Source organism: Halomonas sp. 707D4, assembly GCF_024158685.1.
Taxonomy (GTDB): Bacteria; Pseudomonadota; Gammaproteobacteria; order Pseudomonadales; family Halomonadaceae; genus Vreelandella.
Window position 1 is genome coordinate 1 of sequence record NZ_JAMZBD010000010.1, and the last position, 18,548, is coordinate 18,548.

An 18,548-nucleotide genomic window follows, 5' to 3' on the forward strand; every position below is an offset into this window, starting at 1 on the left:
GCTCAGCCCCGTCGAGATTCCGGTGGGCATCGTCACCGCCGTGGTGGGCGGCCCCTGGCTTTTATGGATACTCATGCGCCCGCAACGGAGCCGCCCATGACCGACACGACCGCCGCGCCCACGCTTTCGACCCGCACGCTCGCCATGAGCTACGGCCCGCGCCGGGTGATCGACGCGCTGGATCTCGACCTGCCCCGAGGCCAGGTGACCGCCATCGTCGGCCCCAACGGCTGCGGCAAGTCCACGCTGCTCTCGGGCCTGGCCCGGCTGCACAAGCCCGACAGCGGCGCGGTGCTGCTCGACGGTGCCGATGTGCAAAGCCTGCCCGCCAAGGAGCTGGCCAGGCAGCTCGCGCTGCTGCCCCAGGAGGCCACGGCGCCGGAAGGGCTGACTGTGACCGAGCTGATTCGCTTCGGCCGCCAGCCCCACCAGGGGTGGCTGCGCCAGTGGTCGGCGGAGGATCAAGCGGTGGTGCAGTACGCCCTGGAGGCTGCAGGGCTTAAGGAGCTAGCCGAGCGGCCGCTGGATGCGCTCTCCGGCGGCCAGCGCCAGCGCGCCTGGATCGCCATGACCATTGCCCAGCAGACGCCGCTGTTGCTGCTCGACGAACCGACCTCGGCGCTGGACCTGGGCCACCAGATCGAAGTGTTCGAGTTGGTGCGCAAGCTCGCCGGGGAAGGGCGCACCGTGGTGATGGTGCTGCACGATCTGGCCAGCGCCTGCCGCTACGCCGATCACCTCATCGCGATGAACGCGGGGCATATCGTCGCCGAGGGCAAGCCCTCCACGGTGGTGACGCCGGCGCTGGTCAAGACGCTCTACCAGGTGGAGTGCACGCTGCTCACCGACCCGGCCACGGGCAGCCCCCTGATCGCCAACGTACGCCGCGCCGCCACCGCCTGAGGCGCGGCTACTGGTTCACCAGCCGCGCATCGAGCGTGACCGGTACCTCGTCGCCGATCTGCTGGTAGCCCAGCAGCGACATCACCGTGCGCACGGTCGGGTTGGCCATCAACGCCTGGCCATCCATCACCATGGGCTCGGCATGGGTGACCCGCACCTCGTTGAGCCCCTCACGAGTGAAGCGCAGCGGCACCGTCTCCTCCCGATTCAACCCCTCTGCCTGCACGCGAAAGGTGAGCGGCTCGACGAAGGAGTCGCCGATATCCAGCCCATCGAGCTTCGACGGCGACATCTGCGCCACCAGCGTGACCAGGGTGGTGTTGGTCAAGAGCGTCGCCCAGGGCGGCAACTCCCCGAGGCGGTTCAACAGATCCGTCTGGGAGAGCTTCAAGGGCAGGCGCAGCGTACCCTCCGGCGAGATGCTGCCCTGCAGGTTGTTCACCTGGTGATGATGAACCTGAGGGCTCGCGCCGCCCAGCTGGGTAAGGGTGGCCTGGACGTTCGAACGGCCGGGGTCGAGCTGCCAATCCGCATGAACCGGCAGGGCGAACAGCAGCGCCAGGGGGGCAAGCAATCGTTTCACAAAGCGTCTCCGCCAAAGGGTTCACCTGCAGACCGTAGCAACGGGAAAAAGTGCCGCCGGCGCGCAACAGGGCGCCGCCAGGGGTAGCCTCGCCGACGCACTTTCGCTATCATACGCACGCTTTTCGGGCCTATAGCTCAGTTGGTTAGAGCAGGGGACTCATAATCCCTTGGTCGTAGGTTCAAGTCCTACTGGGCCCACCATTTCTCAATGGTTCTCCTTCAAGGGATAGCAAGACCCCTTCAGTGTTTATCTGCTCTCTTCTTACCCTGTTCTGCCTGCTTTAATCCCTGCGTCCTTGAAACGCTTCGAATTGCCGGTGTGCCCGCAGTTAAGGTAAATTTCGATAGATAACGAGAATGAGCCAATGCAGCTGGCTGGTTTGACGACGGGAGACGGTGATGGAAATAATCGATAATGTTAGCCGTCTACTTGGCGACGACCTGAAGGACACCTTGAAGCCTGGCACCCGGCTCAAGATTGCGGCTTCCTGCTTCTCGATCTACGCCTACGAGGCGCTCAAGAATGAGCTGGAGGCGCTGGACTCGGTCGAGTTCATCTTCACCTCGCCCACCTTTGTTCCTGACCAGGCGAGCGACAAGCTCCGCAAAGAGCACCGTGAGTTCCACATCCCACAGGCGGAGCGCGAGCGCAGCGTCCATGGCAGCGAGTTCGAGATCCAGCTCAAGAACAAGCTGACCCAGCGGGCCGTCGCCCGCGAATGCGCCGACTGGATGCGCCGCAAGGCCAGCTTCCGCTCCAACCGTGGCCAAGCGACCATGCAGCCCTTTGCCGGCGTCGAAGCCCAGGGCGGTGACACCGTCTACATGCCGCTGCAGGGCTTCACGGCAGTAGACCTGGGTTATCAGCAGGGCAACGCGGTCTCCAACTTCGTCACCCGCTTTAGTGAGCCTGATCACACGTCCCGGTTCATGGCTCTTTTCGACCAGCTATGGCAGGACGAGGAGAAGCTCGAAGATGTCACTGAACGGCTGCGTGAGCATATCGCCTCGGTCTACCGGGAGAACCCGCCAGAGCGGATCTACTTCCTGATGCTCTACCACATCTTCCGCGAATTCCTGGAAGACATTAGCGAGGACGTACTGCCCAACGACCGTACCGGCTACCAGGACAGCCTCATCTGGCAAAAGCTGTTCAACTTTCAGCGCGACGCGGCCACCGGCATCATCAACAAGCTGGAAAGCTATAACGGCTGCATCCTGGCCGACAGCGTGGGCCTCGGAAAGACCTTCACTGCCCTGGCAGTCATCAAGTACTACGAGCTGCGCAACCGCTCCGTGTTGGTGCTGTGTCCCAAGAAACTCGCCGACAATTGGTTGACCTACAACCGCAATCTGACCACCAACGTGCTGGCCCAGGACCGGCTGAACTACGACGTGCTCTGCCATACCGACCTGCAGCGCACCCGTGGGGAGTCCTTCGGGATGCCGCTGGATCGCGTCAACTGGGGTAACTACGACCTGGTGGTCATCGACGAGTCGCATAATTTCCGCAACAACGACGTCTACAAGGATCGCGAGACCCGCTACCAGAAGTTGATGAACCAGGTGATTCGGGCGGGCGTGAAGACCAAGGTGCTGATGCTCTCGGCAACTCCAGTTAACAACCGATTCAACGATCTCAAGAATCAGCTGGCCTTGGCCTATGAGGGCGAAGCTGAGAACCTGACGCGCCATCTCAGTGGTGCTCAAGACATCGAGGGCATTTTCCGACGCGCTCAGACCACCTTTAATGAATGGTCGGCGCTTGTGCCCGAGAAGCGCACTACGAAAGCTATCCTGCAGGCGCTGGATTTCGACTTCTTCGAGTTGCTGGATAGCGTCACTATCGCTCGCTCACGCCGGCATATCGAAACCTTCTATGACACTAGCGATATCGGCAGCTTTCCGGAGCGCTGCAAGCCGCTATCGTTTCACTGTCCGCTCACCCATCGACCCGACGTGATCGGCTTCAACGAGATCTTCCAGCAACTTTCTCAGCTTAAGCTCTCGGTCTACGCCCCGATCAGCTACATCTTGTCTAGCCGCCTCAAGAAGTACGAGGAGATGTACGACACTGAAGTGTCCGGCGGGGGAGGGAGTTTCAAGCAGGTAGACCGGGAAAAAAGTCTGCAGGCCCTGATGACGACCAACCTGCTCAAGCGTTTGGAGAGCTCGGTGGAGGCATTTCGCCTGACCCTGGAGGGGCTACAGGATATCTACACGACCATCCTGGATAAGATCGACGCCTTCAAGCAGACCGGCCGTTCGGAGAGCTTCGCGGATATTACCGCGTCCTTCGAAGACGCCGACCCGGACGACGACAGCATTCCCATGCCGGGTGATACCACGGTGGGTAAGAAGGTCCAGATCAGCCTGGAGGACATGGATCTGCCGTCCTGGGAGCATGACTTGAGCACCGACTTGGTGTGGATCGAGTTGCTGCTGGAGGAAATGGCCAAAGTCACCCCGTCCGACGATGCCAAGCTGCAGCACCTTAAAACGCAGATCGCCAGCAAGCTGGCCTCGCCGATCAACCCCGGCAATCGCAAGGTAATGATCTTCACCGCCTTCGCGGACACCGCCAAGTACCTCTACGACAGCCTGGCGCCGACTCTGCTGGAGACCCAGGGCGTACATACTGGCCTGGTGACCGGCAGCGACGCCCCGAAATCGACCATTGGGGCCATGCCCAACAGTCGCCAGCACTACGACTTTCAAGGCCTGCTGACGCTGTTTGCCCCAAAGGCTAAGAGCAAGAGCGTGGTATACCCCAATGAACCCCGCGAGCTGGATATCCTGATCGCGACCGATTGCATTTCGGAAGGCCAGAACCTACAGGACTGCGATTATCTGATCAATTATGACATCCACTGGAACCCGGTACGCATCATCCAGCGTTTTGGGCGTATCGACCGCATTGGTTCTCCTAACGCCAGCATCCAACTGGTCAACTATTGGCCGGACATCAGCCTGGACGAGTACATCAACCTCAGGGAGCGCGTCGAGAACCGCATGGTGATTGCCGACGTCACTGCTACCGGCGACGACAATGTGCTTAACGCCCAGTCCAACGATGTCGCTTACCGGCGCGAGCAGCTGCGCCGGTTGCAGGATGAAGTGGTGGAAATGGAGGATCTCAAGTCCGGCGTGTCGATCACCGACCTGGGCCTGAACGAATTCCGCATGGACCTGCTGGGCTATATGAAGGAGAACGGCGACCTGAGCCGTATTCCGAACGGTCTGCATACCGTCGTGCCTGCCCGCCCCGAGAATGGCCTGCAACCGGGTGTCATCTTCACCCTGCGCAATCTTGATCAGCGCCTGGGCCAACAGGGAATTGGTCTGCAGCAGCAGAACCGCTTGCACCCTTTCTACCTGGTCTACATCAGTCATACCGGAGAGGTGATCAGCGACTACACCGAGGTCAAGCGTCTGCTCGACTTGGCACGCACTGCCTGTAGAGGGCTGAGCGACCCTGTAGAAGCCGTCTATCGCGCCTTCAACGAGGAAACTCAAGACGGCCGGGATATGCACGACTATTCGGCGCTACTGGATCAGGTCATCCGCTCGATGATCGAGGTGAAGGAGGACAAGGATATCGACAGCCTGTTCAGCGGTGGCGAGACCACGGCACTGGTCGATACTATCGAACGGCTCGACGACTTCGAGCTGATTACCTTTATCGTCATTCGTGAGGCGGGCTCAGTTACAGAGATGGGCACGGAGCGTCATGCGGTCAGCAAGGAACGCAAGAAAGAATCATGACGGCACCGCTCTATCAGTACCCTGCCAAGACCGTGCTCAGTCGCGTGGTGGCCAAGCAGCGCATCCTGGCGCATGTGCGGGCCTCCAACAGGCTCAGGGAGCGCCTGCGGGACGAGGTCGGTCAGATCAACTGGCATGCCAAGTTGGCCCACAATACGCTCAATCTGCCGGGCACCTTTGATGTGCCAGAGCTGCAGGTATTCGTGATCACCCTCAAGGGCGAAGACCTGCACCGAGACGTGCTGCGGGCCATCGACCGCGCCATTCCTTTTCCGATTCTGTTCGAGCTACACGGCGTTCGCGGTATCCGTGTCACTGCTGCCTACAAGCGACCCAGCCAGGCTGACGTTAGCAAATGGGTGCTGCATGACCACTACGCCAGTAGCGACTGGCTGTCAGCCGACACGCCCCGGCAGCCGCTACCCACGTCCATCGATCTTAAGCAGCTCTACCAGCAGTTGCTCCGCAACCTGCTTCCAGCACCGGCGCGTCAGGGTGAAGCCCAGCCAGATCAGCTGGAACGTTTGAGAGCTATGGAATTTCTCAAGAAGGATGCCGACAAGCTTGAGAAGCGCATGCGCAACGAGAAACAGTTCAACCGCAAGGTCGAGATCAACGCCGAGCTGCGCTCGATCCGCGAGAAAATTGCCGCCTATGACACCTGATCACGACCCCAGAGGTTCGGAGACACGCGACACCATGGATAAGTTGAAGATGCATTCCCCCAACCTCACCGAGACCAATATCGCCAAGCTGGCCGAGTTGTTCCCTAGCTGTGTCACCGAAGCACGGGATGAGCAGGGGCGGGTGAAGCAAGCCATCGACTTCGACCAGCTGCGCCAGGAGCTCTCCGATCATATCGTCGAGGGACCCCAGGAGCGCTATCACCTCAACTGGCCCGGCAAGCGGGGAGCCCTGCTGGCGGCTAATGCACCGACTGCTAAAACGCTGCGTCCCTGCAATAAAAAAAGTATTGATTTTTCTAGAACAAAAAATATTTTTGTAGAAGGGGATAACCTTGAAGCTCTTAGGCTATTTCAAGAGACCTATCTGAGCAAGGTCAAGGTTATCTATATCGACCCTCCGTACAACACCGGAAAAGAGTTTGTTTATAACGACAATTTTTCTTCTTCTTCAGAAGATTACCTTAAGAAAAGCAATCAACACCTTGATTCCGGTGGGCGTCTTGTTACTAATACAGAGTCAAATGGACGATACCATTCAGACTGGCTTTCCATGATGTACCCAAGGCTGAAGCTGGCTAGAAACCTGCTTTCAGATGATGGTGCGATCTTTATCTCTATTGATGACCATGAGATAGACAATTTAAGGAAGATTTGTGACGAAGTTTTTGGCTCGGCCAACTTCATTGCCCAGATTATCTGGCACAAAATGGACAGCCCGAAAAACTCCGCAAAATACTTTAGTGAAGACCATGACTACATCGTGGTATATGCTAAGGACTCTGAAGTTTGGAGGCCAAATCTTTTGCCACGCTCCAAAGAAATGGAGTCTAGGTATAAAAACCCAGACAATGACCCTAGAGGTCCTTGGTTGCTAGGAGACCTGGCTGCTAGAAATGCTTATAGCCTAGGGGTATATCCGATTACTACTCCAAGTGGAAAAGTTATCGATGGGCCTCCCGCAGGTAGCTATTGGAGGATAAGCAAGGAGAAATTCGAGGAGCTCGATCGTGATGGTCGTATCTGGTGGGGTGAAAGTGGCTCTAATAGACCTGGGATAAAGAGATTTTTGAGCGAAGTAAAAAGTGGCGTAATACCACAAACCTACTGGTCATGGAAAGAGGTTGGAAGCACCCGACATGCCAAAAGGGATCTTAGTAAACTAATGGAGGCTAATACTGGAGATGTGCTCTTTGATACTCCAAAGCCCCCGCGACTAATAAAAAGGATTTTGCAGATTGCCACTTCGGCAAATTCTGACGATATTGTTTTAGATTTTTTTGCAGGGTCTGGTAGCACTGCTGAAGCAGTGATGGGACTAAATCAAGGTGACGGGGGAAATAGGCGCTTTTTCCTGGTCCAACTACCAGAAGAAATTGATGGTGAAGAGTTTGACACTATATCTAACGTTTGCTGCGAGAGACTGAGGCGTTGTGGTGAAATCTATTCAAATTCATCAGAAGGTGAGTTGACAAATGATGTCGGCTATAGGTTTTTAAAAATAGATTCCTCTAACATGCGAGAAACACATTACTCACCTGATGCATTGAGTCAAGACCTCCTGGAAAAATCTGTAGACAATATTCGTGAAGGCCGTAAAGCTGAAGACCTGCTCTTCCAGGTCCTGCTGGACTGGGGCGTTGACCTGTCACTTCCCATCTCTCGCCGGGAGCTTGATGGAAAAACTGTCTTCTTCGTCGACGGAGCCGAGAAACATATGGCCTTGGCTGCCTGCTTCGACCTCGATATCGACGAGGCTTTCGTCAAGCAACTGGCCGAGTACGAGCCACTGCGCGTGGTGTTCCGCGATGCCGGCTTTGCCAGCGACAGCGTCAAGATCAACGTCGAGCAGATCTTCGCCCAGAAGTCGCCCAATACCGACGTCAAGGTGATCTAAGCCCATGAGCATGGACGAGCAGGCACTGAAGCAGTTGCTGCACTCCCTGATCGAGCGCTGGGAGAGCGAGGTGGTCGAGTTCAAGCGCGGTGGCAAGGGCTTCTCCACATCGGATCTTGGCAAGTACCTCTCGGCGCTGGCCAACGAGGCCAATCTGCGTGCCTGCGAAAGCGCCTGGCTGGTCTTTGGCATCGACGACAAGACAAGGCGCATCCTGGGGTCCGAGTACCGCCAAGCCCCTGGCGAACTCCACAGGCTCAAGATGCAGATCGCCGACGGCACCGAGCCCAGCATCACCTTCCGCGATATCCACGAGCTGGAAACGCCGGCGGGCCGGGTACTGCTGTTCGAGATTCCCGCCGCACCGATGGGTATGCCCATCGCCTGGCAAGGGCACTACTTCGCTCGCGCCGGGGAGAGTCTGACCGGTTTGGGCTTGGACAAGCAGGATGCGATTCGGCGACAGACCGATGCCACCGACTGGTCCGTGCAATTGGTGCCGAATGCCACGCTCGACCATCTCGACCCCGAGGCAGTCAGCAAGGCCCGAGAGTCCTTTGCCAAGAAGTACGCCAACCGCTTCGAGCCCGTCGAAGTGATGGGGTGGCCGCTGGCCACCTTCCTGGATCGTGCCAAGCTGACGCTGGACGGCCAGGTGACCCGGGCGGCCCTATTGTTGCTTGGCAAGGAGGTAGCATCGCCGCTGCTATCCTCCCATCCCGCTCAGCTGACCTGGAAGCTGGAAGGTGGGGAAGAGCGAGCCTATGAGCACTTCGGGCCGCCGTTCCTGTTGAGTACGACGAGGCTTTATCAGCGCATTCGCAACATCCAGTTACGGTTACTGCCCCAAGATGAGCTTCTGCCTGTAGAAGTTTCCAAGTACGACCAAAAAATTGTGCTCGAGGCGCTGCATAACTGTATTGCGCATCAGGACTACACCCGCAATGCGCGAGTAGTAGTGGTTGAGCGTCCTGACCGGTTGTTATTCGAAAATGAGGGCAGCTTTTTCGAAGGGGAGCCTGGCGACTATCTAGAAGGGCACCGGGTCCCGAAGCGCTATCGGAATCCGTTCCTGACCCAGGCCATGGCCGAGCTCAATATGATCGATACCATGGGCTACGGCATTCACGACATGTATTCCCGTCAAGCTAAACGTTATCTACCGCTACCGGACTATGATCTGAGCGAGCCAGGCGCCGTCAGACTTGGTATCTACGGTGGCGTGGTCGACTCCGCGTACAGTCGCCTGTTGATTCAGAAGACAGATCTGACGCTTTTCGAAATTTTGGCATTGGACCGAGTACAGAAGCGGTTACCGATTAGCGATGAGGCGGTTAGGCGTTTACGACATGCCGGCCTCATTGAGGGACGCAAGCCCAACTTTCATGTTTCCGCCCGCGTGGCAGGGGCGACGGCCAGAAAGGCCGACTATATTCGAACCCGTGCTCAAGATGATGAGTTCTATGCCAAGCTGTTGACGGATTACTTGGAGAAATTTGGCCAGGCCAACAGGGCAGATATCAACCAACTGCTGCTGGGTAAGCTCAGCGAGGCTTTAAGCTACAAGCAAAAATATAATAAAATCAGTAGCTTGTTGACAAAAATGCGGCGTCGTGGCGTCATAGTCAATAACGGTTCAGATACGTCGCCTTGCTGGCAGCTTGCAGAGAGCTTTCAAAGAAAAACATAGAGCCCTGCAAAGAGAACGCTCGTTAACTCCTTAAGAATCATGCATCTATACCTCTTTGCAGTGCTGGTTTGTAGAAAGCTTGCAGAGAGAGGCATTAGCAGGAACACCATGAAGCTCAAGTTCAAGACCCAGGAATACCAGACGCGGGCCATCGAGGCACTGGCGGACTGCTTTGCCGGCCAGCCCTTCAGCAGCGGTATCCGCTACCGCATCGACCCGGGCGAATCCGCACCCTTGGCACGGCCGATGCAGCGTGACATGTACGCCTCGCCAGATTCCGACGACGCTGGTTTCAAGAACGCCGCGCTTGAGCTAACGGAGCTAGAGCTGCTGAATAACATCCGGACTGTGCAGCGTCGCCAGAACCTGCCGCTCTCCGACGGCCTGAAGAAGGATGACAAGACCGGCTGCCCCTACAACCTAGACGTAGAGATGGAGACCGGCACCGGCAAGACCTACGTCTACCTCAAGAGCATGTTCGAGCTGAAGCAGCGCTACGGCTGGAGCAAGTTCATCGTGGTGGTGCCTAGCATCGCCATCCGCGAGGGGGTCTACAAGTCGCTGCAGATCACCGCCGATCACTTCTTGGAGAGCTACGGGGAAAAGGCGCGCTTCTTCATCTACAACTCTAAGCAGCTGCATAACTTGGAGAGCTTCTCCTCGGATGCCGGCATTAGCGTGATGGTCATCAACGTTCAGGCCTTCAACTCCCGTGGCGCCGATAATCGCCGTATCTACGATGAGCTGGACGACTTCCAGTCGCGCCGTCCCATCGACGTAATCAAGGCCAACCGTCCGATCCTGTTCCTCGATGAGCCGCAGAAGATGGAAGGGGGCAAGACGCTCAGCTCTCTGAGCGAGTTCAACCCCTTGTTCATCGTGCGCTACTCGGCGACCCACAAGACGACCTATAACAAGATCCACCGCCTGGATGCCCTGGACGCCTACAACCAGAAGCTGGTGAAGAAGATCTCGGTGCACGGTGTCACCACCAAGGGTCTCACCGGCACCGATGCCTACCTCTACCTCGAGAATATCGAAACGGCCAAGAACAAGCCCCCTGTCGCTTTGGTCGAGTATGAGGAAAGGTCAGCCACTGGCGTGAAGCGCAGGCGCCGCAAGCTGGGCAAGGGGGACAATCTGCATGAACTCTCGGGTGGGCTGGACCAATACAAAGGCTTTGTCGTTTCGGACATTGACGCCCGGGTGGATCAACTCAGCTTCACCAACGGGGTCGAGCTCACCGCCGGGGAGGTGACCCTCGACGTCACCGAGAAGGCGCTTCGCCAGATCCAGATCCGTGAGGCGGTCAAGGCGCACTTCAAGAAGGAGCAACTGCTGTTCTCTCAAGGCATCAAGGTACTCACACTGTTCTTCATCGATGAGGTGGCCAAGTATCGCCAGTACGATGAAGGCGGCGAGGTGCTGGGCGAGTACGCCCGGATCTTCGAGGAGGAGTACAACCAGCAGCTCAACCAGGTGCTAACCCTGGAGGACAGCGAGTACAGCCGCTACCTGAAAGGCATCGACACCTCGGACACCCACAACGGCTACTTCTCCATCGACAAGAAGTCCAAGCGCCTCGTCGACCCCACCACCAAGGCGCGCTCTAACGAAACGGACGATGTCGATGCCTACGACTTGATATTGAAGGACAAGGAACGCTTGCTCTCCTTCGAGGAGCCAACGCGTTTTATCTTCTCCCACTCCGCCCTCCGGGAAGGTTGGGACAATCCCAACGTGTTCGTCATCTGCACGCTGAAGCACAGCGACAACACTATCTCCCGGCGCCAGGAAGTGGGGCGCGGCCTGCGTCTCGCGGTTAACCAGCTGGGAGAGCGCATGGACGACCCGTTGACGGTGCACGACATCAACGAGCTGACGGTGATCGCCAGCGAGAGCTATAAGGACTTCGTCACCGCGTTGCAGCGCGACATCAGCAAGGATCTCTCCGAGCGCCCGCGGGTCGCCGATGAAGCCTACTTTACCGGCAAGCTGCTTGTATCGGATGAAGGAGAGGTTGAGGTCACGCCTGCCATGGCGAAGAAAATCCATCGCTACCTGATTCGCAACCAGTACCTAGAGGATGATACGGATCGGATTGCTGAAGCGTACCACAAGGCCAAAGAAGGAGGAGCCTTGGCAGCTCTTCCGGAAGAACTCCAGCCCTATGCGCTGCAGGTCTTCCAACTGATTGACAGCGTCTTCAGTAACGCCCAGTTGCCGCACATCGGTGACGGCCGCAAGGCCAAGTTGAATTCGCTCAACGATAATTTCCACAAGAAAGAGTTTCAGGAGCTTTGGGAGCGGATCAACCGCAAGGCGGCCTACTCGGTCAATTTCGACTCCAACGAGCTGATCGAGAAATGTGTTGGAGAACTTAATGAAAACCTCAAGGTGAAGCGCCTGGAGTATCAGGTGGAACGTGGTACCCAGAAGGCAGAAGCCAGTTACCAGGATCTGACCAGCGGGCAGGCCTTCACCGTCAACGAGAGCGAGCGGGTGAAGTATGGCGGCTCGCATCACTCAGCGGTTCAGTATGATCTGATCGGCCGCTTGGCCGAGGCTACACAGCTGACGCGGCGCACTGTTGCGACGGTTCTCTCCAGGATTCAGCCGAAGACCTTCAAGCAGTACCAGATGAACCCCGAGGACTTCATGGCCCAGGCTGCCAGGCTGATCAATGAGCAGAAGGCTAGCATGGTGGTCGAGCACATTAGCTACGACCCGCTCAATGAGCGGCACAGTCGGGAAATCTTTACTATCGCGAAGCCGGAGAACCAGCTGGATCAAGCTTACAAGGCCAACCGCCACGTTTATGACTACGTAGTAACTGATTCCAGGATCGAGCGGGACTTCGTTGAAGAGCTCGACACTGGAAAAGAGGTGGTGGTCTACGCCAAGCTACCGAAGAGCTTCTTCATCCCGACGCCAGTAGGCAACTACAACCCTGACTGGGCCATCGCCTTCAATGAGAACGATGTCAAGCATGTCTACTTCGTGGCCGAGACCAAAGGCAGCATGTCATCCCTGGAGCTTCGTGGAATCGAGAAGGCCAAGACCAAGTGCGCCAATAAATTTTTCGACACGATCGCGACGGCGAAGGTGACGTATGGCGTGGTGGATTCCTACGATAAGCTCATGGATATCGTGCGCTGAGCGTATCGGATAATGGCTGAATTTCGAGCTGCTTGTGTTTGATTCGTATGAAGGAGCAACAATGACGCAAGGCCGCAGTATTCGTCTGTTTCTGGTCGATGGCACACCCAGTGGGTTGTTTACGGCCGAAATCATGAACTGGACAGGCCATGTGCTGGCCGGACCGCGGACCAAACTCAGCGAGTTGGTGCAAAGGCCCGAGTGTGGGCGTACCGGTATCTATTTCTTGGTAGGACCCGATCCTGATAATAGCCTGCGGCCGCTGGTTTACATTGGTGAAAGCGATGATGTGAGCACGCGACTCAAGCAGCATAATCGCCCGGAAATGGCAGGACCCGGCGGCGGCAAGGATTTCTGGGAACGGGTCTGCTTGATTACCAGCAAGGACCAGAACCTTACCAAGGCGCACGTGAAATATTTGGAGAGTCAGTTGATCAAGCAAGCGGCGGATATCGGGCGCTGTAAATTGACCAATGGCACTGCTCACGAGTATATCAACCTTCCCGAATCCGACCGCGCCGACATGGCGTTTTTTGTCGAACAAATTCGTACCGTATTACCGGTGCTGGGCTTCGATTTTCTGCGCGGCCGCGCTCACCCGACAAGCCAGCAGCTTTCTGAAGCACCGACAATAGCTGCACAGTCTCCCAGGTTCTCACTCGAAGTGCCGCGGCATGGTATCAAGGCAACCGGCCAGGAAATTGACGGCGAATTTTTTGTGCTTGAGGGCGCGATAGCGCGTGATGAGTGGATTGGCGTTAATGGCGGTTATAAAGCGCTCTATCAACAGCTCTGTAGTGACGGTGTATTGGTAAAGACAGAGAATGGGCTGCGACGATTTGTAGTCGACTACGCGTTTTCAAGCCCGAGCGCCGCCGCGGCAGTCGTGTCCGGTCGTAGTGCCAACGGGCGTGAGCAATGGAAAGTCGAAGCGACTGGCCAGACTTATGCTAGCTGGCAAGATCAAAAGGTGAGTGCTGCATCAGCAGTAACAAAGGACACAGCTTAACCTGATTGCAAATGCCTTTTATAAAGCATTTTCATCACTGTAAGTTAAAAAAGTAAATAAGCCTGTCTCAAGCTAAGTCTTGAGAAAGCTGTCGAAGTAACCGCAACGTTACTTTTCTTTTCGATCTTAAGCCAACTCCACCAGCCGCTCGCTATACCAGTTCACCTTACTCCCGGTCACCATCAGTCGCCGTCGCGCCCGCGTCATGCCCACGTAAAGAAGCCGGGCTTCCTGAGCTTGCTTTTCTTCAGCGGGGTCGAGCGCGCCGAGGCCGCTGAGCAGTACCGTGTCGAACTCCAGGCCCTTGCTGCTCTGGCGGCTGAGCAGGACCACTTCCTGGGCGTCCGGGTCGTAGCGGCGCTTATCGCTGGATTGTTGCAGACAGCGGCTGGGAATGCCGGCTTGTTGCAAGGCGTTGTGGAAAAGGCGCCCTTGGGCGTTGCCGGTATACACCACGGCGATGCTGTTCAGCTCGCTTCCCTGCTCCTGCCAGGCCTTTATGCAGCGCACCAGGTAGTTGGCCTCGGCATCGTCGCTCTTGAAGGCGCGAAACGCCGGCTGAGGGCCGCTGACGCCGGCCACTTCCGGGGCGATGAGCGGTACGTGATCGTCGTCGCCCTCGTGCGCGGTGAGGAAGTCCTGGGCGAACTCGTAGGCGAAGCTCAGAATCTCGCGGGTGTTGCGGTAGTTGAGCTTGAGGATGGTGGTGCGCCCGCGCGCCTGGATACCGGCGGAGGAGAGCGGGAATTTCAGGGCGCCTTTCTGGTAGATCGACTGGGCGTCGTCGTAGAGCAGCAGGAGCGAGTTGGTATTCGGATCGATCATCTGCACCACGAGCTTCAGCCAGGCCTGCTCGAAGTCGTGGCCCTCATCGATCATCACGGCGGCGTACTGGGCGTGGGGAATATGGCCCTGGTCGACGGCGTGGATGACGCTCTCCACCTGGCGTTCGTAAGCGGGGCGGCTGCCGGGCAACAGGTCGACGTTATAGGTCTTGAGCTGCTGGCCGCACCATTCGTGGAAATGGTGCACCTTCACCTTCTCGGTCAGGCGTTTTTCGGCGATGAAGCAGCGAAGCCGGGCGGCCAGGGTGATGTTGAAACAGAGCACCAGGATCGGCTTGGTGGTGGCCTGGGCCAGGTGCAGGCAGCGGTAGCCCAGAATCAACGTCTTGCCGGAGCCGGCCACGCCGTGGATCACCCGGTGGCCGTCGCCCATGCTGCGCGCCAGCTGCTCCTGCTGAAGGTCCATCACGCGCACGATGTCCGGCACCACGTTCGTGGCCGGTGCCTCGTCGCTTTCTTCGTTGCCGAACAGATCGCCCGTGGGGGCGTCGATGCGTACTTCCGGGAAGAGTTGCCAGCGAATGCGGTCGAGCTGGGGCAGGGTGAGTTTGTCGCCGAAGCGGTAGTCGAACATGGCCCACAGCCGCTCCTGAAACGCTTCCGGGTCGGCGGTGGCGAGCATCTCGTCCTTGCAGATCAGGCGGTGCCCGGGCAGTACGGCTTCCTGCTGCTCCTCGGTCATCGACTCGTCCCACTGGCGGCGGGTGATGTTGGGAAACATCACGCCGAACCCGTAGGGAAAGCAGAGCTTGCCCTGGTAGCGCTCGTCGGCTTGGGTCAGCTGCGGATCGCGCTTGAGCTGGTCGATGGCAGCGAAGGCGCACTGGCGCGCTTGAAACAAGGGATTGCTGACCGTCTTGCGCCCCTGGGAGGTGTCGATGACGGTGCTGGCCGGCGTGATCGAGCGAAGGGCTTCGATCTTCCAGTCCTTCACTTCGAGAAACAGGAGGCCGCGCGCGGGATGCAACACGATGAAGTCCGGGTAGCGGCGCTGCCGCCCGAGCGGGATGTCGTACCAGACGATGTAGTCGTCCTCGAGCAGGCTATCCAGGCGCTGGGCCACGCGGCGCTCGCCGGGGGTCATGCGGGTAATGGTCGAAAGCGCAGGAATGAAGGTGGCCATGAGCGAGCTTCCCGTCGGGCGGCTGCCCTTGGTAAAATATCATTAGCTTTCTCATTCTAACGGCCCCCCTGGGGGCCTTCAATCAAAAACCCGTCCCTGAAAAGGGACGGGTTTCGTCATCGTGGGCCGGGCCTCGAGCGCGGGTCACGCCAGTGGCGCCTCGCTCACAGCATCATCGCCGCCCCCCAGGCAAACAGCAGCATGCCCAGGTTGGCGTGCAGGAACATCGGGATCACGCTGTCGCGGATGTGGTCGTGCTGGCCGTCGGCGTTGAGCCCGGCGGTGGCGCCCAGGGTGATGGTGGAGGCCGGCGAGCCCGCGTCTCCGAGTGCGGCGGAGGCGCCGAGCAGCGCTACCGTGGCCATGGGCGAGAAGCTGAGCGCCAGCGCCAGCGGAATGTAGATCGGCGCGAGGATTGGGACGCTTGCAAACGAGTCGCCGAAGCCGATGGTGATGAACAGCCCCACGATCAGCATCAGCGCCGCACCCAGCATCATGTTGCCGTCGAGCAGCGCGGCGGTGGCGGCGACCAAGGAGCCGATTTCGTCGGTGGCGCCGAGCACCCCGGAAAAGCCCGAAGCCAGCGTGATGATGACCGCGATCTGGGCCATCATGCGCATACCCTCGGTGAAGACGTCGTCCTGCTCGCGCCAGCGAAACACGCCGCTCGCCCCCAGGATCACGAAGCCCACCAGCGCACCCAGCAAAAGCGAGTCGAAAGCGAGCTGGCAGCCGAGTGCCGCGCCAATCGCCGCGACGGTCGCTGCCAGCTGCACCAGGTTCGGCCGCTTGGGCCGGGCCTGCATCGCGATTCCGGTGGCCGGCACGCTTTCATACTCGCGCGGTTTGCGGTAGCTGTAGAACACACACACCGCTGCCCCCGCGATCAGCCCCATCACCGGCCAGAACATGGCGCGCGGCACCATGTCGGCGGTGACGGCGAGGTTCAGGCTTTCGCCCACCTCGTTGACGTTGGCGAGCAGGATCTCGTTGAGGTAGATCGCGCCGAAGCCGGTGGGCAGCAGCAAATAGCTTGCGCTGATGAAGCAGCCCAGCAGGCACGCCACCGCGCGGCGGTCGATCTTCAAGCGGTTCATCACCCCGAGAAGCGGCGGAATCAGGATGGGGATGAAGGCGATATGCACCGGCACGGCGTTCTGGGAAAGCAGTGACGCCACGATCAAGGTCAGAAACAGCCCCCACTTCACGCCCTGGTTGGTCGCGCCTTCGCGCCAGTCGAGCCGAGCCGCGATGCGCTGCGCCAGCAGGTCGAGAAGCCCGCTGCGCGCGATCGCCACCGCGAAGGCGCCGACCATCACGTAGGTCATGCCCACTTGGGCGCCGGTCAAGAGGCTCTCGTTGAACGTCGTGATCGCCTCGGTCATCGAGAGCCCGCCGTGTAGTGCGCCGAGAAGCGCAGCACCGATCAGGGCGATGGCCACCGGCATCTTCAGAAGGCAGAGCGTGACCATCAGCGTGATGGTGAGCACGGCGGTATTGATGTGGTAGTCGAGTGCCAGCGCGGCGCCGTACACCAGGGCGAAAAGCCCCAGTGTGGGCAGCACGCGCCGGGTCAGGAACCTATCCGGCTCGGAGGAGGGGCGTGATAGTGATGAGTCCATGCGCGTTCCTTTTTAGCATCGCGGCAGTCGAGGGCGGCGCGATGATAGCAGATCGGCGGCCTTGCGCGCTGCGAAGGTGACAAGGTACGTTCAGGGCTCATCGGGCGTGGCTCAGGCTTTACCGGTCGAGCCACGCCCGATCTGCAAGGTTATTGGGCTAGCGCCTGAGCGCCTTGCGCCGACGAATCAGCCAGAGGCCGAGCAGTGCCAGCACGACCACGCCGACCCCCAGGCCGATGCGTGCCAGCAGGATCAGCGGCGAGCGCGGGCCGCCCTCGCGGATCTCCTGCACCTCTGCGGCGCTGACCTGAAGGACCGGGTGGCCGTCGTCGTCGGTCTCGCCGAAACGGGCCAGCAGATAGTTGGCAAGCACCGCGACATCGTCGTTGTTCAGCGAGTTGAAGGCGTTGGGCTGTTCGCCGAAGGGCGGCATGAAGACGTGCTCGTCGCCCACTTCACGATCGACCCCGTAGAGGATGGTGGCGATCAGGTTGGTGGCGTTGACGTCGCCCAGCACGCCGTTCTGGTAAAGGCGCGGGTAGTAGCCGTCGTCGGTGCCGCTGCCGTCCGCCTGGTGGCAGCTCGAGCAGTTGGCGGAGTAGAGCTGAGCGCCGCGGCTGTCGCCGGAAAGCCCCGCCGCGTAGCCGTCGCCGCGAAAGCTCGCCAGCTCGTCGCCGGGCTCGCCGTGGTCGAAGCGGCTGCGCGTCTGGCTGCCGGGTTCTGCCGTCGGCAGCGCCTCGAGGTAGGTGGCGATCGCCCCCAGGTCGTCCTCGGTCAGGTGCTGGAAGCTGTGCTCGATCGCCTCCGCCATGCTGCCGGCGGCCTGAGCCTTTGCGAGTTTGCCGGTGCGCAGGTAGGTGACCAGCTCGTCGTGGCGCCAGCTGCCGATCCCGGCGGCGACGTCCGGGGTGATGTCCGGCGCGTACCAGGGCCCCACCTGGGCGCCGGTCAGCGCCTGGTCGTCGCGCTCCTGCATGAAGAAGCCGCGCGGCGTGTGGCAGCTGCTGCAGTGGCCGGGGCCTTCGACCAGATAGCGTCCGCGGTTCCATTCGGCGGAGCGCTCCGGGTCGTCCTCGAGCGGCTCGGCATCGTGGAACAGCAGGTTCCAGCCCTTCATCGCCACGCGCAGGTTCATGGGGAATGGCAGCGCGGTCTCGGCGGTCGGTGCGTCCACCGGCGCCACGCCCTCCATGAAGTAGACGTAGAGCGCGTGGATGTCGGCATCGCTCAGGTGGGCGTAGGCGGTGTAGGGCATCGCCGGGTAGAG

Annotated in this window: 12 protein-coding genes and 1 tRNA gene; 9 read left to right on the top strand and 4 right to left on the bottom strand. The window is 59.1% G+C overall.

Going from position 1 to position 18,548, the window contains the following annotated elements; all coding sequences use genetic code 11:
• On the top strand, nucleotides 1-100 hold a 100-nt coding region (locus BIS11_RS00960; protein WP_253585654.1), incomplete at its 5' end, for an iron chelate uptake ABC transporter family permease subunit.
• Nucleotides 97-903: an ABC transporter ATP-binding protein gene (locus tag BIS11_RS00965; protein WP_253421987.1), complete on the top strand. Its 807-nt coding sequence runs from the start codon at nucleotides 97-99 to the stop codon at nucleotides 901-903. The genes BIS11_RS00960 and BIS11_RS00965, both read left to right, overlap by 4 nt.
• Before the next feature lie 7 nt (nucleotides 904-910).
• On the opposite strand, the gene BIS11_RS00970 is transcribed toward BIS11_RS00965, so the two are convergent.
• Nucleotides 911-1,486 carry a hypothetical protein gene (locus BIS11_RS00970; protein WP_253421984.1) on the bottom strand — a complete coding sequence of 192 codons (576 nt, stop codon included), beginning with the start codon at nucleotides 1,484-1,486 and terminating at the stop codon, nucleotides 911-913.
• Nucleotides 1,487-1,612: 126 nt separating this feature from the next.
• Between BIS11_RS00970 and BIS11_RS00975 the strand changes: the two genes are divergently transcribed.
• The 7 genes from BIS11_RS00975 (at nucleotide 1,613) to BIS11_RS01005 (ending at nucleotide 13,691) form a co-directional block, all read left to right on the top strand.
• A tRNA-Ile gene (locus tag BIS11_RS00975) sits at nucleotides 1,613-1,689 on the top strand.
• A 198-nt stretch (nucleotides 1,690-1,887) separates the two neighbouring features.
• A complete protein-coding gene (locus BIS11_RS00980) occupies nucleotides 1,888-5,253 on the top strand; it encodes a helicase-related protein (protein ID WP_253421981.1) in 3,366 nt (1,121 codons plus the stop codon).
• On the top strand, nucleotides 5,250-5,918 hold the full coding sequence (locus BIS11_RS00985; protein WP_253421978.1) for a DUF4391 domain-containing protein: 669 nt from the start codon (nucleotides 5,250-5,252) through the stop codon (nucleotides 5,916-5,918). Before BIS11_RS00980 ends, BIS11_RS00985 begins: the two co-directional genes overlap by 4 nt.
• 34 nt (nucleotides 5,919-5,952) lie before the next feature.
• Nucleotides 5,953-7,833, top strand: a complete 1,881-nt coding sequence (locus tag BIS11_RS00990; RefSeq protein ID WP_253421974.1) for a site-specific DNA-methyltransferase — start codon at nucleotides 5,953-5,955, stop codon at nucleotides 7,831-7,833.
• Between the two features lie 4 nt (nucleotides 7,834-7,837).
• The gene (locus BIS11_RS00995) at nucleotides 7,838-9,523 is read left to right on the top strand and encodes an RNA-binding domain-containing protein (RefSeq protein ID WP_253421970.1); all 1,686 of its coding nucleotides are present in this window, start codon (nucleotides 7,838-7,840) and stop codon (nucleotides 9,521-9,523) included.
• A 108-nt stretch (nucleotides 9,524-9,631) separates the two neighbouring features.
• Entirely contained in the window at nucleotides 9,632-12,682 is a 3,051-nt protein-coding gene (locus tag BIS11_RS01000) for a type III restriction-modification system endonuclease (RefSeq protein WP_253421962.1), read from the top strand.
• A gap of 61 nt (nucleotides 12,683-12,743) precedes the next feature.
• Nucleotides 12,744-13,691, top strand: coding sequence for a GIY-YIG nuclease family protein (locus BIS11_RS01005; RefSeq protein WP_253421959.1), 948 nt, complete (start codon nucleotides 12,744-12,746; stop codon nucleotides 13,689-13,691).
• 126 nt (nucleotides 13,692-13,817) lie between these two features.
• Here BIS11_RS01005 and BIS11_RS01010 read toward each other — a convergent pair whose 3' ends face one another.
• The 3 genes from BIS11_RS01010 to BIS11_RS01020 form a co-directional block, all read right to left on the bottom strand.
• On the bottom strand, nucleotides 13,818-15,659 hold the full coding sequence (locus BIS11_RS01010; RefSeq protein ID WP_253421957.1) for a nuclease-related domain-containing DEAD/DEAH box helicase: 1,842 nt from the start codon (nucleotides 15,657-15,659) through the stop codon (nucleotides 13,818-13,820).
• A 164-nt stretch (nucleotides 15,660-15,823) separates the two neighbouring features.
• Nucleotides 15,824-17,281 carry a Na+/H+ antiporter family protein gene (locus BIS11_RS01015; RefSeq protein WP_301282948.1) on the bottom strand — a complete coding sequence of 486 codons (1,458 nt, stop codon included), beginning with the start codon at nucleotides 17,279-17,281 and terminating at the stop codon, nucleotides 15,824-15,826.
• Between the two features lie 157 nt (nucleotides 17,282-17,438).
• Nucleotides 17,439-18,548: cytochrome c (locus tag BIS11_RS01020; RefSeq protein ID WP_253585653.1), on the bottom strand; the 1,110-nt coding region annotated here is incomplete at its 5' end.